A 17,530-nucleotide genomic window follows, 5' to 3' on the forward strand; every position below is an offset into this window, starting at 1 on the left:
GCCGACTCCGCAGCATTCATCGGCGGCAGAACCCGCTCCGGCCCGGCAATTCTCCGAGCCGCCTCATTAGCGCGGCGTAGTCGGTCGGTGATGCTGCGCAGGATGTCCAGGTCGATACGTGGACGATCGCTCATCAGGTCTTCCTCTTCCCGTCCCCCGGGTTTGGTGCCCTGAGATACGAGTATCGACCACGATGAGTTCAAACGGAGAGTAGTCGGCCGTGCAGCCACCGCTACTCCACGCAAATCGCCCCAAAAGCATCGCCCATGGAAGCGCTCCCGGCGACCGAGCGGCGGCAGGGCGGCGACCGAGCGCCGGCCAACCGCTAGCCGAGCCACTCCCGAGGAACCGCCTCCAACCACGCCCCAGCCAGCACCTCATGCCCCCGAGCAGTCGGATGCACCCCATCCGCGGCCAGCCGCTCCGCCCCTTCACCCCGCGCCACCGCCCCCAAAATCTCCTGAGCCGGCACGAACACCGCCCCCAGTGAAGCGGCCAGCCCCCGGACAACCCCCCGCTTGGCCCCGAGATCCTCTTCTTCCCACCGCTCCTGCTCCACCGTCACCGGCAGCACGAACGGCTCGATCAGCACCAGCCGAGCCGAGAGCGGCTCCAACATCCCCCGAAGATTCCGCTCGAACGACGCGGCCCCGGTCACCACCCCACCCCCGTCGTACCGCCGCCAGACGTCATTGATCCCGATCAACACGGAAACGACGTCCGGCGAGTGCGCCACCACGTCCTCCGCCCACCGAAGCGCCAGGTCGGACGAGAGATCCCCACCCACCCCGGTATTGATCACCCGGGCCCCGACGGCCGCCGCCACCAGCCGCACATACCCGTCCCCGAGCCCTTCCGGATCCTCCCGCCGCCCACAGTCGGTAACGCTGTCCCCGGTGCACACCACCGTGATCCCCGTCGATGAACTGCCCATCCGGACCCTCCCCGTTTCCACGTGTGTCGGGAAATGACGCACCGAGCGACGACCCGACATCCACTCTTGACATTGCAAACTTAAGCCACTTAATAATGGCCCCGGCAGTGGTGGACCCTCGCGGTGGGCTGGGCATGCGCGGGTGTCGCCGGACCGGTAGCGACGATCGAGGTATCCCCATATGTTGACCATGACGAGAGCGACGACGCGAGCGATGACGAGGGCCGCGGTGGCCGCGACCGCCGCGCTGACCCTGGCCGTCGCCGGCTGTTCCAGCGGCGGCGGTGGCACCGACGCCCCGAAGAACGCGGCGAACAGCTCGATCACCATCTTCAACGGCTCGACCGGCACGATCGTGGAGAACTGGAACCCCTTCACCCCGACGTTCCTGCAGCCCACCAACGGCCTCATCTACGAGCCGCTGTACTGGTACAACTTCGCCGCCGAGGCGAAGCCGACCCCGATGCTGGCCACCGGCTACGCCTGGGACACGGCCGGCAAGGTCCTCACCATCAACGTCCGCGAGGGCGTCACGTGGTCGGACGGCCAGCCGTTCTCGGCCAAGGACGTGGCCTACACGTTCGACCTGATCAGCAAGAACAAGGCGCTCAACTCGACCGGCGTCAGCCTGGCCTCCTCGGTGGCCAAGGACGACAAGACCGCGGTGCTGACCTTCACCAAGCCGTCGTTCACCGACGAGGCCGCGGTCATCGCGAACACGCCGATCATCGCCGAGCACGTCTGGAGCAAGATCTCCGACCCGGCGAAGACGATCAACCCGAACCCGGTCGGCACCGGCCCGTACAAGTTGAAGACGTTCTCCGCGCAGAGCTACGTGATGGAGAAGAACGCGAGCTACTGGCAGCCCGGCAAGCCGCAGATCCAGAACGTCCGCTACATCGCGCTGGCCACCGCCGACGCCGCGAGCGCCGCGCTGACCGCCGGCCAGGTCGACTGGATGAGCGCGTTCCTGCCGGGTCTGGATCAACTTCTCAAGAATCAAAAGAATTTGACGTACGTCAACACCCCCGCGATGACCACGTCGATCTTCGCGTGCTCCGGCGCCGACCTGGGCTGCAAGGGCCCGCAGACCGACCTGGCCGTCCGGCAGGCGATCTACTGGGCGCTGAACCGGGACCAGCTGAACAAGCTGGCCGGTGGCGGTTTCGCCGAGACCGCCTCACCGACCATGCTGCCGCCGAAGCGGGACAAGGCCTGGATCGCCAACCCGAACGACCTGAACACCCCGGCCGGCCCGGACGTGGCGAAGGCGAACCAACTGCTGGACGCGGCCGGCTGGGTCAAGGGCTCCGACGGCATCCGCGTCAAGGGCGGCGCGAAGCTGTCGCTGACCATCCAGACGGTGACCGGCTGGAGCGACTACATCTCGCTGAACGACGCGATGACCCAGGAGCTCAAGGAGATCGGCATCGAGCTGAAGCCGACCCAGTTGTCCTGGAACGAGTGGAACAACAACCAGGTGCAGGGCAAGTACCAGCTGTCGCTGGACTCGATCGGCCTGGGCGCGTCGCCGAACCCGTACGCCACCTACCTGAAGTACTCCAGCAAGACCACCGAGAAGGTCGGCGAGGCGGCCCCGCCGAGCGGCAACTACGCGCGGTACAAGAACGCCAAGGTGGACGCGGCGGTCGACGCGGCGGCGGCCACGAACGACGAGGCCATCCAGAAGACGCAGTACGGGATCATCCAGACCGAGATCGTGCGGGACATGCCGTACATCCCGATCTACGTCAACTCGATGCTCACCGAGTTCAACACCAGCCACGCCACCGGCTGGCCGACCAACGAGAACAAGTACGCCCTGCCCGCCTCGTGGAAGCAGTGGGACAACGGCATCGTGCTGACCAACCTGCAGCCGGCGAAGTAACCCACCATGCGCTACCTGCTTCGCAAGTCGGGGTTCTACCTGGTCGCCCTCTGGGCGGCGCTGACGGTGAACTTCTTCGTCCCGCGCCTGATGCCCGGCGACCCGGTCGAGATCCTGATCTCGAGGCTGGGTCAGCGCGGGCCGGTCACCCCCGAGATGCGGGCCTCGGTCGAGGCCATGCTGGGTACCGACAGCGGCGAGTCGCTGTGGAATCAGTACCTGGACTATCTCGGGAACCTGGCACACGGGGATCTCGGCACCTCGGTGACGTTCTTCCCCGCGGGGGTCTCCTCGATCATCGAGCAGACCCTGCCCTGGACGATCGGCCTCATCGGTCTCGCCACGATCATCTCGTTTCTGGCCGGCGTCGGTCTCGGCACCGTCGCCGGCTGGAAGCGGGGCTCCTGGCTGGACAATCTCATCCCGGTCACCACGATGTTCCAGTCCGTCCCGTACTTCTGGCTGGCCCTGATCCTGCTCTTCGCGTTCGGCAGCATCTGGCCGGTCTTCCCGCTGAACGGCGGTTACGACGTCTACAACGTCACGCCCGGCTGGAACGGGCCGTTCATCGGCTCGGTGCTCTACTACGGCGCGCTGCCGGCGATCACCATCGTGCTGTCCAGCGTCGGCGGCTGGATGCTCGGCATGCGCAACATGATGGTCTCCACGCTGAGCGACGACTACATGCTCACCGCCGAGGCGAAGGGCCTGCGCCCGGGCCGGATCATGCGGCGGTACGCCGCGCGCAACGCGATCCTGCCGTCGGTCTCCGGCTTCGCCATCTCGCTCGGCTTCGTGGTGGCCGGCTCGATCGTCACCGAGGCGGTCTTCTCCTACCCGGGCATCGGCTCCGCGCTGCTGCAGGCGGTCGGCAGCAACGACTACGCCCTCATGCAGGGCATCTTCCTGGTCATCACGCTGTCCGTGCTCGGCGCGAACCTGCTGGTCGACCTCCTGTACTCGGTCATCGACCCGCGCACCCGCGCCCGCGCCTGAGGGGAGCCGCGATCATGACCATGACCACGGAACTGTCCGGGACAGCCATCGAAGAAAATGCCAAAAACACGATTAAGGTACGGACGTTAGCCCGCAACAAGAAGTTGATCGCCGGCCTGATCATCGCCGGCGCGATAGTCCTCTTCGGGCTGCTCGGCCCCCTGCTGACCCAGGATCCGCGCCTGGTCAACGACATCGGCCTGACCCCGCCCAGCGCCGATCACTGGCTCGGCACCACGCAGACCGGCCAGGACGTGCTGGCCCAGCTCGCGCACGGCACCCGCGGCTCGCTGACCGTCGGCGCGGTCGTCGGCCTGCTCACCCTCGTCCTGTCGGCGTTCTTCGGCGTCGTCGGCGCCTACGCCGGTGGCTGGCTCGACGAGGGCTTCTCCCTGTTCACCAACGTCATGCTGGTGATCCCGGGCCTGCCGCTGGTGATCGTGATCTCCAGTTACGTCCCGGACAAGAGCATCTGGCTGGTCTCGCTGGTGCTGGCGATCACCGGCTGGGCCGGCTCGGCGCGGGTGCTCCGCGGCTACACGCTGAGCCTGCGCAGCCGGGACTACGTGCTGGCGGCCCGGGTGGCCGGCGAGAAACGCTGGCGGATCCTGACCGTGGAGATCCTGCCGAACCTGATCCCGCTGCTCGCCTCGCAGGTGGTGCTCGCGGTCATCTTCGCCATCCTCGGCGAGGCCGGCCTCTCCTACCTGGGCCTGGGCGCCAGCGGCTCGCTGACCTGGGGGACCATGCTCTACTACGCGCAGAACGGGCTGGCCCTGCGGCTCGGCGCGTGGTGGTGGTTCGTCCCGCCGGGCCTGCTGCTGGCGCTGTTCGGCGCCGCCCTCTCCCTGATCAACTTCTCGATCGACGAGGTGATCAACCCGAAGCTGCGCAACCAGACCCGGGCGGTCCGCAAGGGCTGGCGGATGTCGCGCGAGCAGCTCTCCAAGGCGAAGGAGGCCACGCTGTGACCTCGTCGAGCACACCGGTCCTGACCATCGAGGACTTCAGCGTCGACTACCTGGTGAACCCGGTCGTGCACGCGGTCCGGAACGTCTCGCTCCAGCTCAAGCGCGGCGAGGTGCTGGGCTTGGCGGGCGAGAGCGGCTGCGGCAAGAGCACCCTGGCGTACGGAATAATTCGTCTTCTGAAACCCCCGGCGATGATCACTTCCGGACGGGCGGTCTTCCACTCCCGTGAGGGTTTTGACATCGACTGGAACGAGCTGGGCGCCGAGGACCTGCGGGCGAACCGGTGGGAGAAGATCTCGATGGTCTTCCAGGGTGCGATGAACTCCCTCAACCCGGTCATCTCGATCCGCGACCAGTTCGAGGACGTTTTCACCACCCACCGGCCGGAGATGGGCCGCAAGGAGCGCCGCGCGCGCTGCGCCGAGCTGCTGGAACGCGTCGGCGTGGACCCGAAGCGGCTCGCCTCCTACCCGCACGAGCTCTCCGGCGGCATGCGGCAGCGGGTGATCATCGCGATGGCGATGGCCCTGGAACCGCAGGTCATGATCATGGACGAGCCGACCACCGCGCTCGACGTGGTGGTCCAGCGGGAGATCCTGCGGGAGATCACCCGGCTGCGCGACGAGCTGGGCTTCGCGGTCATCTTCATCACCCACGACCTGCCGCTGCTGCTGGAGATCAGCGACCGGATCGCGGTGATGCGCGGCGGCGAGATCGTCGAGCTGGGCGACGCCGTCGAGCTCTACACCAGCCCGCGGCACGACTACACCAAGCAGCTGCTGGCGTCGTTCCCGAGCCTGACCGGCGACCGCGGCTCGTTCGTCCGCGGGGCCATGGACGACCGGCTGCTGGCCCTGGACGCGGTGGAGGTGGAGCCGTCATGACCACGCTCGAGGTGCGCGGACTGGGCAAGGACTACCGGCTGCGGGACGGCTGGCGGGGCGGCACGCTGCGCGCCGTCGACGACGTCAGCTTCACCGTCGACCACGGGAAGACGATCGCGCTGGTCGGGCAGAGCGGTAGCGGCAAGTCCACGGTGGCGAAGCTGCTGCTGCAACTGGAACGGCCGACCCGCGGTGGGATCCTGCTGGACGGCGAACCCGTGGCGCGGCGCGGGGCCGGGCTGGCGGCCTATCGCCGTACCGTCCAAATGGTTTTTCAGGATCCTTTCGCGTCCCTGAATCCCTATCACACGATCGGTCATCATCTGGCCCGGCCGATCCGGCTGCACCATCCGGAGATGCGCGACGCGGATGTCCGGAAAAGGGTTCTCGAACTGCTCGAACGGGTCCGGCTGACCCCGGCGGAGAACGTCGCGCGGCGCCGCCCGCACGAGCTCTCCGGCGGCCAGCGGCAGCGGGTCGCCATCGCCCGCGCGCTGGCCCCCGAGCCGGGCGTGCTGATCGCCGACGAGCCGGTGTCGATGCTGGACGTGTCGATCCGGCTGGGCGTGCTCAACCTGCTCGCCACCCTGCAGCGCGAGGAGGATCTCGGCGTCCTCTACATCACCCACGACCTGGCCACCGCGCGCCATTTCTCCGACGAGATCCTGGTGATGTACAAAGGCGCGATCGTCGAACGCGGGCCGGCCGACGACGTCATTCTGAATCCGCAACACGAATACACCAAGACATTGGCCGAAGCCGCTCCCAATCCCGAACGCCGTCTCGGCGAACTCCGCCGCTGACCCGCCGGGCCGGTCCTTCGCACGAGGGAGCGCTGGACCGGCCCGGCTACCGTTGACTGCAACGTTTCGCCAGGTAGGGAGAGTTGCGGTGGGCTTCATCAAACGCACGGTGCTGTCGATGGTCGCGTCGAAACTGGAGCGCCGGGCACACCACAGCCGGAACCCGCTCGTGCACCACATGCTGCGCGAGGTGAACCGCAAGCTGGCCCGGCAGGGCGGATACCCGCGCGGCGCCTACGGCCACGGCGGCCACCCCGGTTACCACCCCGGCCCGGCCTATCACGCCGGTCCGGCCCACCACGGGCACTATCGGCACCACGGGCATTACCGGCACCACGGTCATTACCGTTACTGAATGATCGCGACGCCGGGGATCCGATTCATCGACCACACCGTGACCGTGCCGCTGGACCATCGGCGGCCGGACGGGGCGACCATCGAGGTGTTCGCGCGGGAGGTGGTCGCCGATGACCGAACCGGGGACGACCTGCCCTGGCTGCTGTTCCTGCAGGGCGGCCCGGGCGGCAAGAGCCCCCGGCCGCTGACCGGGGACGGGTGGCTCGGGCACGCCTTGCGGACCCACCGGGTGCTGCTGCTGGACCAGCGGGGAACCGGGCGCAGCACCCCGCTGACCGGCCGATCCGTCGCCGGTATGCCGGACGCCGCGCTGGCCGCCTACCTCCGGCTGTTCCGGGCCGACAGCATCGTCGCGGACGCGGAGATCCTGCGGGCCCGGATCGCGGGCGGCGCCCGCTGGGACACCCTGGGCCAGAGCTACGGCGGGTTCATCACGCTCACCTACCTGTCGGTGGCGCCGGAGGCCCTGCGGACCTGCTACATCACCGGCGGGCTGCCGGGGCTGAACATCGTCGCGGACGACCTCTACGCGCTGACCTATCCGCTGGTGGCCGCCCGCAACGCGGACTTCTACCGGGCGTTCCCGGCGGACGCCGGGCTGGTCCGCCGGATCGCCACCCATCTCGACGCGGCGGACGTGCGCCTGCCGGACGGGGACCGGCTGACCACGCGCCGGCTGCGCCTGCTCGGGAACCTGTTCGGCGGCAGCACCGGGCTCGCCCAGCTGCACTGGATCCTGGACGAGGCGTGGCACGGGCCGGAGTTGTCCGCGACGTTCCGGCACGAGGTGCTGCGGCTGACCGCGTTCACCGACGTGCCGCTGTTCGCGCTGCAGGAATGCACGTTCGGCGAGGGCGGCCGGGCGTCGGCGTGGGCCGCGGAACGGGCCCTGCGCGACCGCCCGGAGTTCGCCGCCGACGCCGATCCGCTGCTGTTCACCGGCGAGATGATGTACCCCTGGATGTTCCGGGAGATCGCCGCGCTGCGCCCGTTCGCCGGCGCCGCCGACCTGCTCGCCGCGGCGGACGACTGGCCGCCGCTCTACGACCGGGATCGGCTGGCGGCCAACGAGGTGCCGGTGGCCGCCCTGGTCTACGCCGACGACATGTACGTGCCGGCCGAGCTGTCCCTGCGGACCGCCGCCGCGGTCGGCAACCTGCGCACCTGGGTGACCGGCGAGCTGCAGCACGACGGGCTGCGGGCGGACGGCGGCCGGGTGCTCGGGCGGCTGATGGAGATGGCCGCCGAGCCGCGCTGAAACTTCACTTTTTTGACCCGGAAGGTGCGGGTATGAAAGGGGGTATGAACGTCATCGGAGCAGGATTCGGGCGGACCGGCACACTCAGTCTCAAGGCTGCCCTGGATCAACTCGGTGAGGGCCCCTGCGCGCACATGCTGCCGCTGATGGGCGACGACGAGCGCTGCCGGCTGTTCACCCGGGCCGCCGGCGGCGACCTGAGCTGCCTGGACGCGGCGCTCGACGGGTACCGGTCGACGGTCGACTGGCCGGGCGTCTTCTTCTGGCAGCACCTGGTCGCGCGGTACCCGGACGCCAAGGTGATCCTGACCGTGCGCGACCCGGCCGAGTGGTACGCGAGCGCCGAGCGCACCATCTGGGCCGCCGCGCAGGCGCCGACGCCGCCGGGGCTCGGCGCGTTCCGGGAGATGGCCGACGCGACGAACTGGGCCGGCACGTTCGGCGGCCGGTTCGGGGAGCGGGCGTACGCGATCGGTGTCTTCGACCGGCACAACGCGGCCGTCCGCGAGACGGTGCCCGCCGACCGCCTGCTGGAGTACCGGGTCGGCGACGGCTGGAAGCCGCTCTGCGACTTCCTCGGCCACCCGGTCCCGGACGAGCCGTTCCCGCGCCTCAACGACTCCGCCGCGTTCCAGGAACGACTCCGCGGCCTGGCCGCCCGGCACTGACCGGTCAGCGCGGCGGCCGCTCCGGGCCGCTCCCGGCCGCCGGGTCCGCTTCTCCCCGGCAAAAGGCTTGCGGCGTACGGCCGAGCAGCGCGGCGGTCCTGCCTAGCTCAGCAGCGCGGCCGCGTCGGCGAGGAAGCGGGACTCGGCCGCCGCGCAGGCCGGGGAGACGTCCCGCAGGGTGGGGAAGTTGTGGATCAGGCCGGGCTCGCAGCGGTGGATCACCGGGACCCCGGCGTCCCGGAGCCGGGCGGCGTAGGCGTCCCCCTCGTCGCGCAGCGGGTCGTGCTCCGCGGTGACGATCAGCGCCGGCGGGAGTCCACGCAGGTCGGCGACGAGCGCGTTGGTCGCCGGAAGGGCCCGGGTGGCCGGGTCCGGCAGCCACATCGCGATCCACTCGCGCAGGGTGTCCGCGTCCAGGAGCCAGCCCTGACCCTTTCCGGTCACGCTCGGGGAGCGCAGCGTCGGGTCGGTGTTCGGGCAGATCAGCAGTTGGGCGAGCAGCGGGACGGTGCCGCGCAGCCGCAGCGCGGCCAGGATCGCGAGCAGGCCGCCCGCGGAGTCGCCGGCCACCGCGATCGGGGCGCCGGTCCCGGCCAGTCCGGTGAGGACGGCGACCGCGTCGTCGACCGCGGCGGGCCACGGGTCCTCCGGGGCCCGGCGGTAGTCGACCGCGACCACGGTGCCGTCGGTGGCCGCGGCGAAGCGCCGGACCAGGGCGTCGTGGGTCTCCAGGTCGCCGAGGACGAAGCCGCCGCCATGGAGGTAGACGACGGTGACCCGGGCGCCCGGCCGGTACACCCGGACCGGCACGCCGCCGATCGTGGTGTCGGTGGCGGGCATGGCCGGGCCCGGGGCACGGGTCGCGGCGCGGGCTCGCCCGGCCCGGCGCATCGTCGCCACGTCCGTCGGGCCGGCGGGCTGGGCGGCGGCGTCCCGGAGCAGCGCGGCCAACTGCTCGTCGGCGATCACGGGATCGGGCATCGATCCATGGTAGAGGCCGGCCACGGGACGGATGCTCACGCCGTACCGCCGAAAGCAGTGACGGTGAGTGAAGCGGACCCGGCGGCCCGCGGCGCGGCTCAGCGACAGACGACCCGGGGGTTCTCGGTGGCGAGCTCGCCGGCCGGGTTGTGCTCGTAGAGCCAGACGTGCAGGTCGTAGTGGACCGGCATGGCCGGGGCGCCGACCGGGACCGGGTGGCCGAGCATCGGGCCGTTGAACGGGTGGCCGAGCAGATCCGGGCGGTCGCCGTCGGTCCGCAGGTCACCGTCCGTGTCGACGCGGTAGTACTCCAGCCCGGCGAGGCGGACCGTGCCGTGCGGACCGGCCAGGTAGAGCAGGATCTCCGGGCGCAGCGGGTCGATCCGCGGGTCGGCGGAGCGGGTCGGGTTCGCGTAGTGCAGGCCCATGCCGGGCACGCAGTCCCGGGTCGGCAGGTAGCCGGCCCGGACCGCCTCCCGGACGTCCCGGAAGCGGCGGGTCGCGTCCAGCAGCATCGCGCGCTCGGCCGGGGCCAGGCGCGGCGCGGGCGGTGGCGGCGCGGCCTGAGCCGGAGCCGCGGTGCAGGTCAGCACGGTGGCCACCGCCATGAGCGCGCGCAGAACCGTCATTTTTCGTGCCTCCAGGAGAGCCGCCGTCCGATCCACCCCAGCTTCGGGCCGGGACGGCCCCGGTGTCCCGGTTTTGCCGGTACCCGCGCGGCGGAGCCCGGCGGTGTGGCAGCGTCCCGGCGCTCACCCGTTGGGGTGGTCACCTGGCTAATCACCGATCGGTGCCGGACAATATGACCCGCCTGCCGGTTCGGTCGCGTAGCCGTCGGGATTCCGGTCGGATCAGGGGCGGATCAGGTGGAGGCTGCGCGTCGTGCCCGGGACCTTCGAATTCATCGCCACCAGCAGCGTCGACTACATCGCCGCGGGCACCGTCGACGACGTGCTGGCGGCGCTGGCGGACGGCGAGACCTCGGTGCTCGCCGGGGGACAGAGCCTGCTCGTCGAGGCGACCGGGGCCAGGCCGCGCCCGCCGCGCCGGGTGGTGGACATCAACCCGGTGGCCGGGCTGGGCCTGCTCAGCGAGTCCGGCGGCGTCCTGCGGGTGGGCCCGCTGGTCCGGCACAGCGCGTTCGAGGCGGCGACGGTCGGCGGCGCGCTGGGCGAGCTGACCCGGCTGGTGGTGTGCCACATCGGACATCCGCCGATCCGGGCCCGGGGGACGATGCTCGGCAGCCTCGCCTACGCGAACCCGGCCGCGGAGTGGCCGGCGCTGGCCGTGATGCTCGGCGCGCACCTCGTGCTGACCGGGCCCGGCGGGCGCCGGACGGTGCCGGCCGAGGAGTTCTTCACCGGGCCGTTCAGCACCGTGCGGCGGCGCGAGGAGCTGCTCATCGAGGCGCGGCTGCCGGTGCTGCCGGCCGGGACCGGCGTCGGGTACGCCGAGGAGCGGCGCACCTCGAACTATCCGGGGGCGGCGGCGATGGCCGCGGTGACGGTCACCGGCGGCGTGGTCGGTGCGGCGGCGATCGGGCTGGTGAACGCCGGGCCGTGCCCGGTGCGCGCCCGGGCCGCGGAGAACGTGCTGGTCGGCGGCCCGCTCTCGGACGCCGCGATCACCGCCGCGGCGGAGGCGGCCGAGGTCGACGCGCGGCGGGCGCCCGGCTTCCGGACCCTGACCCGCCGGGTGCTGACCCAGGCCCGCGACCGGCTGCGCGCCGGCGCCCAGGACCGGCCCTAGCCAGCGCCCGCTCCGGGAGCCGGTCGGGGGCGAGGTCGGTCAGTCGCGCAGGTGGGACTGGAGGACCAGGGCGGCCGCGCCGGTCGCCGAGGCGGTGGCGGCGGCCAGCGAGACCGTCACCGTGACGTCGCGGTGCCAGGTGCGGGAGTCGGCCGGGGCCAGGCGCCGCATGATCGCCGGGCCGTAGATGGCCGAGGCCGCCGCGAACCCCGGCCCGGTGAGCACGACCAGGTCGATGTCGAGCAGGTTCACCACCGACTCGGCGGCCGCCGCCACGTAGCGCGCCGAGGACTCCAGCAGGGCCCGGCAGTGCGGGGCGCCGGCCCGGGCCGCCCGGGCCACCGCGCCGAAGTCGGCGGTGACGCTGCGCGACGGCTGGGTCAGGTCCAGGCCGGCCTCGCTGGCGGCGACCCGGTCGTCGCGGGCGGCGGTGACCACGGTGCGCGGGCCGGCCAGCACCTCCAGGCAGCCGCGGCTGCCGCACCAGCACTCCGGGCCGAAGACCTCCAGGCAGAGGTGCCCGAACTCGCCGGCGCTGCCGTGACTGCCGCGCATCGCGCGGCCCTCGACCACGATCCCGGCGCCCAGGCCGCCACCCATGTAGAGCGCGGCGAACGCCTGGTCCGGGCCGACCCGGGCGACCCAGTACTCACCGACCGCGGCGGCGGTCGCGTCGTTCTCCACCAGCACCGGCCAGCCGGTCGCCGCGGAGAGCCGGGCGCCCAGCTCGTCGCCGCGCAGTCCGCGCAGGTGCGGGAGGGTGTCCTCGGCCGGGCCGCCGCTGTGCGGGCCGGGCCGGACGATGCCGACGCCGAGGCAGCGGGCCGGGTCGACGCCGGAGCCGGCGAGCAGCGTGTCGATGTCGGCGGCCAGCGCCCGCAGCACCGCGTCCTGGTCGTCGCCGAGCGGGGCCGGCCGGGCCAGCCGGGAGATGACGCCGCCGGTCTGGCCGGTCAGCACGTATGTGGTGGCGTCCTCGTCGAGGTGCACGCCGACCGAGAGCCGCGCGGTCGGGTCGAGTTGCAGCAGCGTGCGGGGCTTGCCGCCGGTCGGGGTGCGGCCGGTCTCGACGACCAGGCCCTCCTCCAGCAGGCGGCGGACCGTCATCGACACGGCGGCCTCGGTCAACCCGGTGATCTTGGCGAGCTCGACCCGGCTGAGCGGCTCGGAGGCGCGGATGGCGTCGAGGATGCTCTCCCGCGCGCCGGGACGACGGCCCCGCCCGGGACGGCCTGCCGGCGCGGGCACGCCGACCGCTTCTCTCACGCTTCCCCCACCGCCGCTGTGCCGGGCCCGAACTCGTTCGCCGCCGGCGTGCTGCCCTCCGGCAGGAGGCCCGCCGGCGTGCTGCCCTCCGGCGGGAGGCCCGCCGCCGTGACGCGCACGAGGAGGACGCGATCCGGATAGAGCACCGGGAGCCGGAGTCCGACGGTGCCGAGTGTGCGGCCGGTCAGGCGTACCCCCGTGGGCGTGCACCAGGGTAACGCAGCACCCCACGCCGCGGCGTTACCGTCAGCAACGTCACCCGGAGGCTGCGGCCGTACGTGATATGTCCGATTCTCCGCCAGGCCGGGCAGGCCGGCGGTGCCCGGCGGGTAGGCGGCACTGGTCCCGGTCGCGATGATCGCGAACAGCGCGTCCGTTTTGTCCGCCGAGACCACCCCGGTCACCGAGTAGGCAGGATCGGTCACGTCGGCGTGGACCAGCTCCCCGGTGTGCAGCAGCGGCCGCAGCGACTTGTAGAGGCGCACCCAATCCGACATCTCCGAAATTTCCTCGGCCGAGGCCCGCGTCAGGTCCCACTCGATCCCCAGGTGCCCGAAGATCGCCGCCCCGGCCCGCATCGACAGCGGCAACGTCCGGTGGGTCGTGTGCGACGCCGGCGCCCCGACGTGCGACCCGATCAGCTCCAGCGGGATCAGCAGGCTGGTCCACCGCTGGATGGACACCCGCTCGTGCGCGTCGATGCAGTCCGACGCCCAGACCCGGTCGGTGCGCTCCAGGATCTCCAGGTCGACCCGCCCGCCCCCGGACGAGCACGACTCGATCTCCACCCCCGGGTGCCGCGCCCGCAGCTCGTCGAGCAGCCGGTAGACCGCGAGCGTCTGGTCGTGCACGCCGGCCCGCCCGCTCCCGGGATGCCCGGCCTCGACCAGGTCCCGGTTGTGGTCCCACTTCAGGTAGGCGATGTCGTAGGCGGTCAGCAGCGCGTCCAGGCGACCGAGCACGCAGTCGAACGCGGCCGGGTTGGCCAGGTCCAGGACCTGCTGGTGGCGCGCCTCCCGGGGGAGCCGCGCGCCGGTCGACATGATCCAGTCCGGGTGGGCGCGGGCCAGCTCGGAGTCCGGGTTGATCATCTCGGGCTCGACCCAGAGGCCGAACTCCAGGCCCAGTCCGCGCACCTCGGTGACGAGCGGGCCGAGCCCGTCCGGCCAGACCGCCGGCGAGACGAACCAGTCGCCGAGCCCGGAGGTGTCGTCGCGCCGGGAGCCGAACCAGCCGTCGTCGAGCACGAAACGTTCCGCGCCGATCGCGGCGGCGGCGCGCGCCAGCTCGCTCAACCGGGCAAGATCGTGATCGAAGTAGACGGCCTCCCAGGTGTTGACCACGACCGGGCGTGGGGTCGCCGGGTGGTGCGGGCGGCTCCGGAGGTAGCGGTGGAAGCGGGACGAGACGCCGTCCAGCCCGGTCGCGCTGTACCCGGCGTACACCCAGGGGGTCTGATAGGTCTCGCCCTCGGCGAGGCCGATCTCGCCGGGCAGCAGCAATTCCCCGCCGCCGAGCGCGGACCAGCCGTGATAGGTGCGCTCGGCGATCGAGCGGGCGCCGCCGGAGAACGCGGTGTGCAGCGCCCAGACCTCGCCGGTGCGGTTGTCGAAACCGGTCGTGCCGGCGCAGAGCAGGTAGGCCGAGTCGTAGCCGGTGCGGCCGGTGCGGTTCTCCCGGACCCGCAGGCCCTGGGTGAACGCGGTCCGCTGCGGCTGACGTTCGCGCAGGTGGTGGCCGGTGAAGTCGAGCAGCTCGGTGGCGTGCTCGGGCACCGGCAGGAACAGCGTGAGATGCTCCAGCCAGAAGGTGCCGGGGGCGGTTCCGGTCACCGCGGCACGGCCGCGAAGCACCCCGGCGGGCTGCAGCTCCAGGTCGATGCGGACCTTCAGGCCCGCGGTGGCATCAACTGCTTCGAGGTGTACGGCGTCATCAGCGCTCTCCACGGTGGTGACCTCGAACGCGGTCGCCCAGCCCCGGCCGTCCCGATGGCCGGCCAGGCCCGGGCTCCCGAGCCAGCCCGAGGACTGCTCGGGCAGCAGCGACGGCCGGACCGTGCCGTCCACCGAGAACCCGATCGGCTGCGGCGCGACGGCCACCAGCAGCTCGGCGGAGACGTCGTCGAGCGCCGCGCCCCAGTGCGCCACCGACGGCAGGCCCGGGCCCCGGCAGTCCAGCACCAGGCTCACCCCGGCGGCGCTCAGGTGCAGCAGATCCGGCCCCATCGACGACTCCCCACCAGCGTTGACGGACTTCGTTCAGTTGCTTAAGAATGCTAGCTGCCCCGCTTGCGGCGGCGATACGACAGGAGCCATCTTCAATGATCAGAACCGAGCTGCACACCGGCTGGACCGTGCGCGCCGCCGGTGGCCCGGTGCCCGCGGAGATCGCCGCCGAGACGGTGCCGGCGACCGTGCCCGGGACGGTGCACACCGACCTGCTCGACGCCGAGCTGATCCCGGACCCGTACCTCGGCGAGAACGAGGCGGCCCTGGTCTGGTTCCACCGGGCGGCCTGGCGCTACGCGACCACGCTCGACGCGTCGCCGGCGGCCGAGGGGGAGCGGGTCGACCTGGTCTTCGACGGGCTGGACACGGTGGCGACGGTGACGCTGGGCGGCGTCGAGCTGGGCCGGACCGCGAACATGCACCGGAGCTACCGGTTCGACGTGCGGGAGCGGCTGCGGGGCGGGGCGGTTCCGCTGGAGGTGCGGTTCGATCCGGCCCTGGAGTACGCGGAGGAGGTGCAGAAGGTGATCGGGGAGCGGCCCCGGCCCTATCCGCACCCGTTCAACGCCGTACGCAAAATGGCTTGTTCTTTTGGTTGGGATTGGGGTCCTGACCTGCAGACCGCGGGCATCTGGAAGCCGGTGCGGCTGGAGCGCTGGCGGGTGGCGCGGCTGGCGTCGGTGCGGCCGCTGGCCACGCTGGATCCGGATGGGACGGGTCGGCTCGTCGTGCACGTCGACGTGGAGCGGGCCGCGGATGCCGAGCTCATCGCCGAGGTACGACTCGATGATCACGTCTCGCAGATCGTGCTGCGGCCGGGGGAAATTTCGGGCATGACCGAAATTTCGGTTCCGGATGCTCCGGTGTGGTGGCCGATCGGTTATGGCGACCAGCCGCTGGCTGAGGTCAGCGTGATCTTGCGGGACAACTCCGACACGCTCGATTCGTTCGCGGCCCGCGTCGGCTTCCGGACGATCACCGTGGACGAGACGCCCGACGAGATCGGCAGCGCCTTCACCTTCCTGGTCAACGGGCAGCCGATCTTCATCCGCGGCCTCAACTGGATCCCCGAGGACCACCTGCTCACCCGGCTCGACCGGGGCCGCTACCAGGCCGCGATCGAGCGCGCGATCGACGCCAACACCAACCTGCTCCGGGTCTGGGGCGGCGGCATCTACGAGAGCGACGACTTCTACGACGTCTGCGACGAGCGCGGCATCCTGGTCTGGCAGGACTTCCCGCTCGCGTGCGCGGCCTACGCCGAGGAGGAGCCGATCCGCTCGGAGATCCTCGCCGAGGCCCGGGAGAACGTCGGCCGGCTCGCCCCGCACGCGTCGCTCGCGCTGTGGAACGGCGGCAACGAGAACATCTGGGGCCACGAGGACTGGGACTGGAAGCCCGCGCTGCACGACCTGACCTGGGGCGCCGGCTACTACTACGAGCTGTTCCCGGCGCTGCTCGCGGAGCTCGACCCGACCCGCGCCTACCACCCCGGCAGCCCGTCCAGCCCCGGCCACGACCCGTCCGACGTGCATCCCAACGACGATCGGCACGGCACCCGGCACGAGTGGGAGGCGTGGAACCGGGAGGACTACACGTACCACGCGAACTTCCTGCCCCGGTTCTGCTCCGAGTTCGGCTGGCAGGCGCCGGCCACCTGGTCGACGCTGCGGGAGTCGCTCGCGCCGGAGGACTTCGACCAGGAGTCGCCGGCCTTCCTGCTGCACCAGAAGGCGGCCGGCGGCAACGACAAGCTGAACGCCGGGATGGCCCGCCACCTGCGGGTGCCCGAGGATTTCGAGGACTGGCACTGGGCCGCTCAGCTCAACCAGGCGCGGGCCACGGCGTACGCGATCGCGCACCTGCGCGGCCACGCGCCGCGGACCATGGGCAGCATCCTCTGGCAGCTCAACGACTGCTGGCCGGTCACCTCGTGGGCGGTCGTCGACGGCGCCGGGCGGCGCAAACCGGCCTGGTACGCGCTGCGGCGGGCCTACGCGCCGCGCCTGCTGACCCTGCGGTTCGATCGCGAGGCGGGCAGCCTGGTCGCGGTCAACGACGCGCCTTCCGCATGGCGCGGCACGGCCCGGCTCCGCCGGATCGATTTCGACGGTACGGAGGTGGCCGGCGCCGAGATCACCGTGGACGTCCCGCCGCGATCGACCGGCGTGATCGCCCTCGGCGCGGACCTGTGCACCGCCGGCGACGTGACCCGGGAGGTGCTGGTCGCCGACCTCGACGGGCTGCGCGCCACGCGTCTGTTCGCCGAGGACTTCGATCTCGCGTACGACCCGGGGGCGCTCAGCGCGGACATCAGCCCCGTCGAGGGCGGATACTCCATCACCGTGACCGCCACCTCGTTCGCGCGCGACGTCGCCCTGCTGCCCGACAAGATCGATCCCTCGGCGGTCGTCGACGACGCGCTCGTCGACCTGCTTCCGGGTGAGAGCCACACCTTCCGGGTGACCACGAACTGGGCGGATGGCCCGGCGTTCGCGCTGCCCGCGGTGCTGCGCTCGGCGAACACGCTCGCGGCCGAGGGCTGAC

Annotated in this window: 15 protein-coding genes; 10 read left to right on the forward strand and 5 right to left on the reverse strand. The window is 71.6% G+C overall.

Features of this window, described 5'->3' with window-relative positions; all coding sequences use genetic code 11:
- Window positions 1-325: 325 nt before the first annotated feature.
- Window positions 326-934 (reverse strand): SGNH/GDSL hydrolase family protein, encoded by a 609-nt coding sequence (locus L3i22_RS14850; protein WP_221327551.1) that lies wholly within the window; start codon window positions 932-934, stop codon window positions 326-328.
- A gap of 214 nt (window positions 935-1,148) precedes the next feature.
- Here L3i22_RS14850 and L3i22_RS14855 point away from each other — a divergent pair, with 214 nt between their 5' ends.
- The 8 genes from L3i22_RS14855 to L3i22_RS14890 all read left to right on the forward strand — a co-directional run bounded on the left by L3i22_RS14855 (window position 1,149) and on the right by L3i22_RS14890 (window position 8,759).
- A complete protein-coding gene (locus tag L3i22_RS14855; RefSeq protein ID WP_255658236.1) occupies window positions 1,149-2,822 on the forward strand; it encodes an ABC transporter substrate-binding protein in 1,674 nt (557 codons plus the stop codon).
- Window positions 2,823-2,828: 6 nt separating this feature from the next.
- Window positions 2,829-3,818: an ABC transporter permease gene (locus L3i22_RS14860; RefSeq protein ID WP_221327553.1), complete on the forward strand. Its 990-nt coding sequence runs from the start codon at window positions 2,829-2,831 to the stop codon at window positions 3,816-3,818.
- Between the two features lie 14 nt (window positions 3,819-3,832).
- The gene (locus L3i22_RS14865; RefSeq protein WP_221327554.1) at window positions 3,833-4,789 is read left to right on the forward strand and encodes an ABC transporter permease; all 957 of its coding nucleotides are present in this window, start codon (window positions 3,833-3,835) and stop codon (window positions 4,787-4,789) included.
- Window positions 4,786-5,673: an ABC transporter ATP-binding protein gene (locus tag L3i22_RS14870; protein ID WP_221327555.1), complete on the forward strand. Its 888-nt coding sequence runs from the start codon at window positions 4,786-4,788 to the stop codon at window positions 5,671-5,673. Before L3i22_RS14865 ends, L3i22_RS14870 begins: the two co-directional genes overlap by 4 nt.
- The gene (locus L3i22_RS14875) at window positions 5,670-6,476 is read left to right on the forward strand and encodes an ABC transporter ATP-binding protein (protein WP_221327556.1); all 807 of its coding nucleotides are present in this window, start codon (window positions 5,670-5,672) and stop codon (window positions 6,474-6,476) included. The genes L3i22_RS14870 and L3i22_RS14875 overlap by 4 nt, the downstream gene beginning before the upstream one ends.
- 88 nt (window positions 6,477-6,564) lie before the next feature.
- Window positions 6,565-6,831 (forward strand): hypothetical protein, encoded by a 267-nt coding sequence (locus L3i22_RS14880; RefSeq protein WP_221327557.1) that lies wholly within the window; start codon window positions 6,565-6,567, stop codon window positions 6,829-6,831.
- On the forward strand, window positions 6,832-8,091 hold the full coding sequence (locus L3i22_RS14885; protein ID WP_221327558.1) for an alpha/beta fold hydrolase: 1,260 nt from the start codon (window positions 6,832-6,834) through the stop codon (window positions 8,089-8,091). It abuts the gene before it with no gap.
- A gap of 44 nt (window positions 8,092-8,135) precedes the next feature.
- The gene (locus tag L3i22_RS14890) at window positions 8,136-8,759 is read left to right on the forward strand and encodes a sulfotransferase family protein (RefSeq protein WP_221327559.1); all 624 of its coding nucleotides are present in this window, start codon (window positions 8,136-8,138) and stop codon (window positions 8,757-8,759) included.
- A gap of 102 nt (window positions 8,760-8,861) precedes the next feature.
- On the opposite strand, the gene L3i22_RS14895 is transcribed toward L3i22_RS14890, so the two are convergent.
- Entirely contained in the window at window positions 8,862-9,740 is an 879-nt protein-coding gene (locus tag L3i22_RS14895) for an alpha/beta hydrolase (protein WP_255658237.1), read from the reverse strand.
- A 98-nt stretch (window positions 9,741-9,838) separates the two neighbouring features.
- On the reverse strand, window positions 9,839-10,369 hold the full coding sequence (locus L3i22_RS14900) for a hypothetical protein (protein WP_221327560.1): 531 nt from the start codon (window positions 10,367-10,369) through the stop codon (window positions 9,839-9,841).
- Between the two features lie 253 nt (window positions 10,370-10,622).
- Between L3i22_RS14900 and L3i22_RS14905 the strand changes: the two genes are divergently transcribed.
- The gene (locus L3i22_RS14905; RefSeq protein ID WP_255658239.1) at window positions 10,623-11,489 is read left to right on the forward strand and encodes a xanthine dehydrogenase family protein subunit M; all 867 of its coding nucleotides are present in this window, start codon (window positions 10,623-10,625) and stop codon (window positions 11,487-11,489) included.
- A 39-nt stretch (window positions 11,490-11,528) separates the two neighbouring features.
- Here the strand turns inward: L3i22_RS14905 and L3i22_RS14910 are convergent, their stop codons facing one another.
- Together L3i22_RS14910 and L3i22_RS14915 are read right to left on the reverse strand one after the other, a co-directional pair.
- Entirely contained in the window at window positions 11,529-12,755 is a 1,227-nt protein-coding gene (locus tag L3i22_RS14910) for an ROK family transcriptional regulator (RefSeq protein ID WP_221327561.1), read from the reverse strand.
- Window positions 12,752-14,980: an alpha-galactosidase gene (locus L3i22_RS14915; protein WP_221327562.1), complete on the reverse strand. Its 2,229-nt coding sequence runs from the start codon at window positions 14,978-14,980 to the stop codon at window positions 12,752-12,754. Before L3i22_RS14915 ends, L3i22_RS14910 begins: the two co-directional genes overlap by 4 nt.
- Before the next feature lie 95 nt (window positions 14,981-15,075).
- On the opposite strand from L3i22_RS14915, the gene L3i22_RS14920 reads away from it, so the two are divergent.
- The gene (locus L3i22_RS14920; RefSeq protein ID WP_221327563.1) at window positions 15,076-17,529 is read left to right on the forward strand and encodes a glycoside hydrolase family 2 protein; all 2,454 of its coding nucleotides are present in this window, start codon (window positions 15,076-15,078) and stop codon (window positions 17,527-17,529) included.
- Window position 17,530 lies beyond the last annotated feature (1 nt).

The organism is Actinoplanes sp. L3-i22 (genome assembly GCF_019704555.1).
GTDB lineage: Bacteria > Actinomycetota > Actinomycetes > Mycobacteriales > Micromonosporaceae > Actinoplanes.